The organism is Fusobacterium sp. (assembly GCF_029258315.1).
Taxonomy (GTDB): Bacteria; Fusobacteriota; Fusobacteriia; order Fusobacteriales; family Fusobacteriaceae; genus Fusobacterium_B.
Map to the genome: position 1 here is coordinate 1 of NZ_JARHZE010000116.1, position 8,064 is coordinate 8,064.

Sequence of the window (8,064 nt, forward strand, 5' to 3'; positions counted from 1 at the left end):
TTAAAATACTTTCACCTATAACTTTTATACTTCTATTTCCCTCTTCCTTTCCAAAAGAATATGTTAAACTTCCTATGATTAACATTAAAATGCAGATTATTTTTTTCATAATCTTCCTCCTTAAATTTATTTTAAAAGTTTTAAAATGATTTCTTCATCTGCTGGTGCCCATATTAGAGAGGTTAAATTTTCTCTTTTTAACCATATGCAAGCACTATGCTCTAATAGCTTTATTTCAGATAATTGTTTACATTTTATTGCAATTATATTTACTGTTCCTCTTTCATATTTATGAAAAGCATTCCCTAATATCTCTATTGGTTCTATTTCACAATCCAATTCCTCTTTTATTTCTCTTTTTATCCCTTCAAACTCTGTCTCTCCAACTTCTAACTTTCCTCCAGGAAATTCCCAATAATTTCCCAATATTTTTCCAATGGGTCTTAAAGTGCATAATATTTCATTTTTTTCATTTTCTATTATTGCTGCTACAACTTTTATTATTTTTTCCATATATCTCACCTTAAATTTTTTCTTAAAATATTATACCACTTAAAAAAAACTCTATCAATAGTTAAAAAATATAAAAAGCCAGTAGAAAAAATTTCTACTGGCTTTTATTTTTTTATTTCAGTCTATTAAACTAATTTTTTTAATTCATCAGCTACAAATTCTACTTGTGGTCCAACTATTACTTGAACAGCTGTTGCACTTGGTTTTAATACTCCTGGAACTAATTTTTTAATTTCAGAATCTTTAACCACTGTTACATCTTTTACTTCAAGTCTCAATCTTGTAGTACAGTTATCAATTAAAACTATATTTTCTACTCCACCTAATAAAGGTAATAATGCTGCTGCTAATTCAGCATTTGAAGATGATCCACCTTTGAAGTTTTGAATAACTACTGTGTCATCCTCATCTTCTCTTCCTGGAGTTTTTATATTAAACATTCTTATAGCTTGTGAGAATACTACATAATAAACCACAAAGAATACTAATCCTAAAACAAGTAACATTACTGGTCTATTTGCATTAGGATTTCTTAATGATAATACAAAGTCAACAAGTCCTGCTGAGAATCCAAATCCTGCCATCCAGTTAAGAGATGCTGCTAAGAATACAGATATTCCTGTTAAAACTGCATGTAATAAGTATAATCCTGGTGCAACGAACATAAATGCAAATTCAATTGGTTCTGTTACTCCTGTAAAGAAACTTGCAAATCCTGCTGCTAACATTATTGATTTTATTTTTTCTTTATTTTCAGGTTTAGCAGTTCTTATAAATGCAAAACAAGCTCCTAATAATCCAAACATCATAATAGGGAAGAATCCTGCTTGATACATTCCTACATGATAAGCTCCTTTTACAGCTTCTGGAAGTCCTTCATAAGCTACTGCTGGTGCTCCCCAGAATCTTCCAATATCATTTATTCCTGCAACGTTAAACCAGAATACTGAGTTTAAAGCATGGTGCAATCCAACTGGTATTAAAAGTCTATTGAAGAATCCATATATTCCAGCTCCAATAGCTCCCATTTTAGCAATATTTTCACCAAAAGTTACTAATGAAGTATAGATTAGTGGCCAAATATATAATAATATAAATGATACTACTATCATTACAACTGAAGTGATAATTGGAACAAATCTTTTTCCACTAAAGAATGCTAAGAATTTAGGTAATTCTAAAGTATGGAATTTGTTGTATAATTCTCCTGCTACAACTCCACAAAGAATTCCAACAAATTGGTTGTTTATTTTTCCAAATGCTGGAGAAACTTGATCTGCTGGAATTCCTGTTAACATTCCAACAGTTCCAGTAGAAAGTAAAGTAACAACAACTTCAAAAGCTACTAAACCAGCAAGAGCTGCTGCTCCATTTTTATCTTTTGAAAGTCCGAAAGCTACACCAACTGCAAATAGAATTGGCATATTATCTATAAGAGAAGCTCCCGCTTTAATTAAAAATGCTGCTAACTGGCTATTTCCTCCCCATCCAACTGGGTCAACCCAATAACCAATACCCATTAAAATTGCTGCAGCTGGTAACACTGCAACTGGTACCATCAGTGCTTTACCTATTTTTTGTAAATAACTGAACATAAAACCATCCTCCTTTAAGTACTAAAGACTAAATATAATAAATTTCCTGATATCTTCATTATATTATATATTTCTTAAAAATCAAGCTTTTTTTGAAATATTTTTACATTTTTCGAATATTTATTTAAAAAACTGAATTAAAAAACCATATTTTTATATTTTTTATAACTTGACAGTTGTATAAATATATTGTACAATGTTCAATGTATACTAAAAACAATTTTTTAAAGGTGAAAAATGATAATACAAAGAAATAAATCAATGAGAGAAAAAGTTTATGAAATTTTAAAAGAGATGATAATCGAAGGAAAAATAGCTCAAGGAGAAAGAATAATTGAGACAGAATATTCTAATAAGTTTCAAATAAGTAGAACTCCTATTAGAGAAGCTCTTAGAATGCTAGAGCTAGAAGGATTAGTAGTCTCTAATTCTACTGGTGGTGTTCTTGTAAAAAAATTTACAAAAGAAGAAGTCGTAGAAGTTTATAAAATAAGAATTGCCCTTGAGGGAATTATCTTAGAGGAAGTTATAGAAAAATCTTCTCAAGAGGATATTAATTCTATCGAAAATATTTTAAAAAAAACAAAACAAGAATTATTAAATGATAATTTAGAAAAAGTTTTTGAACTTTTTTCTGAGTTTAACCATGTTCTTTATGAAATTGCTCAAGTCCCAAGAGTTACTAGTATGATAAATAATATCAATCTTTATTTAAAAAGATTTAGAAAATTATCAATCAGTAACAAGGAAAGAAAAGAAGAAGCTTTTAACGATCATCTTCAAATTTTTGATTGTATAAAAAATAAAGATCTAAAAAAAGCTCTTAAAGTTAATAAAAATCATTTAGAAAAATCTATGTCTTTTATGATTCCAAAATTTGAAAAAGAAAATAATATTTAGAAAGGTCAAGTTAAACTTGACCTTTTATATTTTTAAGCATAATGTATAAAATATGCGTAAGAAAGTATCAATGATCCTAACAATACCCAGATCAAGAATAATTTACCCATAAATTTCATCCAACGATCATATGTTATACCTGTTGCTCCTAAAAATCCCATTAAAGCAGATGCATGTGGTAAAATATAGTTACAGAATCCATCACCAAGTTTATATGCAAGTACTGCTGTTTGTCTTGTGATTCCAGAAACATCAGCTAAAGGAACCATAACTGGCATTACTACTGCCGCTTGACCTGTTCCAGAAGTTACAAATCCATTTACTATGATATTCATTATTAACATAACTGGTGCCTTTAAGAAATTAGGGAACCAAGCTAACATATTTGCTAATCCATAAACAACTGTATCTAATACTTTTGCCTCTTGTAAAATCAATGCTACTGCTGCACCTAATCCAACTATCATTGCAGCTGAAGCCATTCCTTTTATCCCTTTTACAAAACAACTTGCAATTTTACTAGGTGTATATCCATAAACTAATCCAGCTATAAATCCTAACCACATAAAACATACTGCAGTTTCTACTAATCCCCAGCTATATTTTATACAACCATACATTAAAATTCCAAAAGCTATTACTACAACTCCTAAAACAAGTGGATGTTTTTTATTTATTTCAACATTACAATCTTTTAGATCAAAAGTTTCTACTCCCTCTACACCATAAAGAACACTTTTTGTAGGATCTTTTTTAGCTCTTTCTCCATACCAAATAATATAAGCTGCTGTTACTATATAGAAAAGTATAAAAGCTACTATTCTAAGACCCATTCCAGAATAAGCTGGTAGATCTGCCATCTCTTGAGCTATTGCAGTTGTTGGTGCTAATATTCCTGTTGAAAATCCTATTCCAACTCCTAGTAATATCATAGCTACTCCAACTATTGCATCATATCCTAGAGTTGCTGAAAGCATAACCCCTAGTGGAGCAAAACCTATAAATTTATTTGTTGATTGAGTGATTCCTATTATTGCAAAAAGTAATAAAACAGCTGGTATAAATATTTTTTCTTTTCCAGAGCATTTTCTTGCTAGTTTATTACAATAAGCGTGGAACATTCCTGTTGAAAGTACAGTTTCTAAAGCTCCACCTATAACAAGTAAAGGAAATATAATATTTGCTTGTTTTATAAGACCCTTCATCACAAAATTTGGTATTTCCCATACCCCAACTGGATTTGCTTTTACTAAGTGATAACTTGTACTATCTACCATTTTTAATCCAGTTTCTGTTGTTATTCTTGTGTACTCTCCTGCTGGAATAATATAAGTTAAGATAGATACAAATATCAATAACATAAATATTATTACATATGAGTGTGGCATTTTAAATTTTTTTTCTGACATTCTCTCCTCCTAAAAACTTTTTATTTTTTTGTTTTTGATTCAAACTCTTCTCTTATTTTATTAAATACTTCTGGTTTATCTATTATTTCAAAAATTGTAGATAATAAAATTTTTCCTCCTACTCTTAGTGCTTCATAAGCCTCTTCAGATTTTCCAGCTTTTAAATACTCATCTGAATGCGAAGATGATCCTTCTGGTACAAAAGCTATTCTCAAACAAGTTCCTGGTACAACTGCCATTACACTTCCAAAATCTGTTGAACCTGTTTTTTCTCTCGGAGCACTTATTGCTGGAGCTTTTAATTCCCTTGCACTTTTCATCACAAGATCATTTAAAGTGAGAACTGGGATTTTCCCCCCCATTTCTTTATCTATATGTATATCATATGTAGTTTCAGTCATCAGACCTGCACCTTGAATTATCTTAAAAAATCTCTCTTTACAATCTACTAAAGTTGCATTGTCATAAGATCTCAAATAAAAGTTACCCACTGCTTCTCCTGGAACAACATTAGCTGGTCCACCTGCATTAATAACTGTATAATGCATTCTTACATCATCAGGTACATGTTCTCTCATAAATTCTATGGCATTAAATGTTAAAAGTAGTGCATCAAAAGCACTTCTTCCAGCCTCAGGTTTTAAGGCTGCATGTGCTCTCTTTCCTTTAAAAGTCACTGTTAATTTACACATAGCTAATGATTTTATATCTGTTGTTGTATTTGGTCCTCCATGAGTCATTAAAGCCACATCAATATCTTGGAAACAACCATTTTTTATCATTATTAATTTTCCACCTATTGTTTCTTCTGCTGGTGTTCCATATACTACTAATTTATAATTTTTATCTTTTAAACATTCTTTTAATGCAACTGCTACTCCTATTCCTAATGGTCCTTGTAAATGATGTCCACAAGCATGTCCCAATCCTTCGATGGCGTCGTATTCTACCAATATTCCAATTGATGGTCCACCTACTCCATTTTCATAAACCGCTCTGAAAGAAGTTTCTAATCCTCCTATCCCCTTTTCAATTTTAAAATCATATTCCTCTAAGAACTTGGTTAAGGTATCTAATGCTTTATATTCCTTTAAACCTATTTCAGGATTATCAAAAAGAAAATTTGACATCTCTTGTAGTCTTGGTTGTAATTCTTCTATTTTTTCAAATAATTTTCTTTTCATTATTGCCTCCTTCAAAAACTTGTGATAAAATTATGTATATAATATCATTTTTTATTACACATATTTTATTATAAAATATTCTAAAAATGAAATACTATATTTTTATAGGCTTTTTAAAATTTTTTTATACCTAGATAAGATTTAATAAGGGGACTTTATGGATTTCAAAGATTGGGAAATACTAAAAACTATTTCTGAAGAGTTAAGTTTAACTAAAACAGCTGAAAAATTATATACTTCTCAACCTTCTTTAACTTATAGATTGAATAAATTAGAGGAAGAGCTCGGTGTTAATATTTTAATAAGACATTCCAATGGAGTTATTTTATCTAAAGAGGGAGAATATTTAGTTGAATATTCTAAAAAAATGTTAATAGAATACGAAAACATGAAAAAAAATATTTTAAATTTAAAAAATGATAATTTCATTAATATTGGTATAAGTACAACTGTTGCAAAATATAAGCTAGCTCCTATATTAAGCGATTTTAATAAAGAATATCCAGAGATAAAAATAAATTTAAAAACAGGAACTTCATCCTCTGAACTTCCTTTTTTGTTAAAAGATAATCAAATAGATATAGCTCTTTTAAGGGGAGAAAACTCTTGGAATGATTTAAAATATATTATTCACTCTGAACCTTATGGAATTGTAACAAATTTTCCTTTTGAGATAGAAAAATTATACACATTACCTTATATTCAACACGACACAAAAAATGTTGTAAAATCTAAAATATTTTTAGAGGAATGGGCAAAAATAAATTTAAAAAGAGGAAAACAATTTGAAATAATTAAAGTTGATTCTATTGAGGCTTCTTTGGAAATGGTAAAAAATGGAATTGGTTGGACTGTACTTCCAAAAGTACATATTCAAAATTTTAATTCTCTCTTCTTTCATCCCCTAAAAAAATCTGATGATGAATTTTTTATTAGGAACACTTATCTATTAACAAAGGCTAAAAATTTAGAAAATTCTAATATCAATACTTTTGTTAAATTTATTTTAGAAAAATATAAATTTAATTTTAAATAAAAAAATAAAGAGAATCTCTCCTCTTTATTTTTTATTTTTTGTTAATTCTTTATAACAAACAGCACAAACTCCATTATAATGATTTCCTACTGATATTCCATCACTATCTGCTTCTACATCTCCAATCATAACATTCATTGTAGCCTTTCTTTTTCCACAGTGACCACAAACAGTTTTTATCTCATTTAATGTTGTCATATATGGCATCATATAAGCTACTGTTGGGAAAAGTTCTCCTCTAAAGTTACTCATAAGACCATATAAAAATATATTTATATCAAAATTAATCATAACTTCAACCAATTGATCACAATGTTGTTTTGATAAGAATTGAAACTCATCTATTAAAAGCAGATCTAATTCATGATTTTTACAATATTCAAAAAAATTAAATTCTTCATCTACTACTACTGCTTCTAGTGTATATTCCATCGCTCTACTAGAAACAAAATGTCCATCTCTTTCATTCTTATAAGGTTGAAAAACTTCAACTTTTTTCCCAACACTTTTATTTCTATGAGCTGTAAGTAAAAGTTCTGATGACTTTCTTGATCCAACTACTCCATAATAAAAATTTATTTTTCCTGCCAATTTTTCCTCCTAGTTTATTTTTATCTTTTACTATTATAGCATTTTATTTTAAAATATTTTACTAAAAATAAAATAAAACAATCACCAAACTAAATTTAGTCTGATGATTGCTTAGGCTTAATTTAAAAAATCAGTTTTTATTTTGCTTGTCTGATTACATCTATTACAGTTCCATCTCTGTATTCAATAATTCCAACTATTGTATCTGTAAATTCTGTTTTTTCTGGAGTTCCTGTTAAATACTCAACTTCCTCTTTTAATTGTTGAATTGTTTTAGTTTTTATTCCAGCCTCATCTAATTTTTCTTGTAAATCTTTTCTATTAGGATTTACACAGATTCCTCTTTCTGTTACTAAAATATCAACTGTTTCTCCTGGAGTAACTACATTTGTAACCTTATCTGTTACTATTGGAATTCTTTTTCTCATAGTTGGAGCTACTACTAAAGTAAGTTTTGCTCCTGCTGCTGTATCTGGTGCTCCACCTACTGCTCCCATTATCATTCCTGTTGATCCTGTTAATGAGTTTATATTGTAATCTTCATCTATTTCAGTAGCTGATAATATCATTACATCTAATTGATGAGCCACACAAGATTTATTATGAGGGTTTGCATACATTGATGATGACATCTCTAAATGGTTTGCATTTCTTGCAACTGAAGCTGCTGCTGCGCCATCAAAACTTTGTGTATCTAATATAGCTCCAAAATATCCCTCTTCTAATAATTCTACTAAATATCCTGTTGCTCCTCCTGATACAAAAGATCCTTTTATTTCATTTTCTTTCATATAATCTTTTAAGTATCTACAAACTGCTAATGATGATCCTCCTGA

Annotated in this window: 8 protein-coding genes; 2 read left to right on the forward strand and 6 right to left on the reverse strand. The window is 29.1% G+C overall.

Annotation, left to right across the window (positions count from 1 at the left end; all coding sequences use genetic code 11):
* Positions 1-126 precede the first annotated feature (126 nt).
* Both Q1J48_RS07775 and nagE read right to left on the reverse strand, forming a co-directional pair.
* Entirely contained in the window at positions 127-513 is a 387-nt protein-coding gene (locus Q1J48_RS07775; protein ID WP_300362461.1) for a (deoxy)nucleoside triphosphate pyrophosphohydrolase, read from the reverse strand.
* A gap of 125 nt (positions 514-638) precedes the next feature.
* Positions 639-2,108: an N-acetylglucosamine-specific PTS transporter subunit IIBC gene (nagE, locus tag Q1J48_RS07780; protein WP_300330604.1), complete on the reverse strand. Its 1,470-nt coding sequence runs from the start codon at positions 2,106-2,108 to the stop codon at positions 639-641.
* 237 nt (positions 2,109-2,345) lie between these two features.
* Here nagE and Q1J48_RS07785 point away from each other — a divergent pair, with 237 nt between their 5' ends.
* Entirely contained in the window at positions 2,346-3,008 is a 663-nt protein-coding gene (locus Q1J48_RS07785) for a GntR family transcriptional regulator (protein ID WP_300330606.1), read from the forward strand.
* A gap of 32 nt (positions 3,009-3,040) precedes the next feature.
* Here Q1J48_RS07785 and Q1J48_RS07790 read toward each other — a convergent pair whose 3' ends face one another.
* Positions 3,041-4,417 carry a YfcC family protein gene (locus tag Q1J48_RS07790; protein ID WP_300362464.1) on the reverse strand — a complete coding sequence of 459 codons (1,377 nt, stop codon included), beginning with the start codon at positions 4,415-4,417 and terminating at the stop codon, positions 3,041-3,043.
* 20 nt (positions 4,418-4,437) lie between these two features.
* The gene (locus Q1J48_RS07795) at positions 4,438-5,601 is read right to left on the reverse strand and encodes a M20 family metallopeptidase (RefSeq protein ID WP_300362467.1); all 1,164 of its coding nucleotides are present in this window, start codon (positions 5,599-5,601) and stop codon (positions 4,438-4,440) included.
* Between the two features lie 157 nt (positions 5,602-5,758).
* On the opposite strand from Q1J48_RS07795, the gene Q1J48_RS07800 reads away from it, so the two are divergent.
* A complete protein-coding gene (locus Q1J48_RS07800) occupies positions 5,759-6,637 on the forward strand; it encodes a LysR family transcriptional regulator (RefSeq protein WP_300330614.1) in 879 nt (292 codons plus the stop codon).
* A 24-nt stretch (positions 6,638-6,661) separates the two neighbouring features.
* On the opposite strand, the gene Q1J48_RS07805 is transcribed toward Q1J48_RS07800, so the two are convergent.
* Together Q1J48_RS07805 and Q1J48_RS07810 are read right to left on the reverse strand one after the other, a co-directional pair.
* A complete protein-coding gene (locus Q1J48_RS07805; RefSeq protein ID WP_300330617.1) occupies positions 6,662-7,228 on the reverse strand; it encodes a thymidine kinase in 567 nt (188 codons plus the stop codon).
* 137 nt (positions 7,229-7,365) lie between these two features.
* Positions 7,366-8,064 (reverse strand): citrate lyase subunit alpha (locus Q1J48_RS07810; RefSeq protein ID WP_300362471.1); only part of this gene is annotated, 699 nt, incomplete at its 5' end.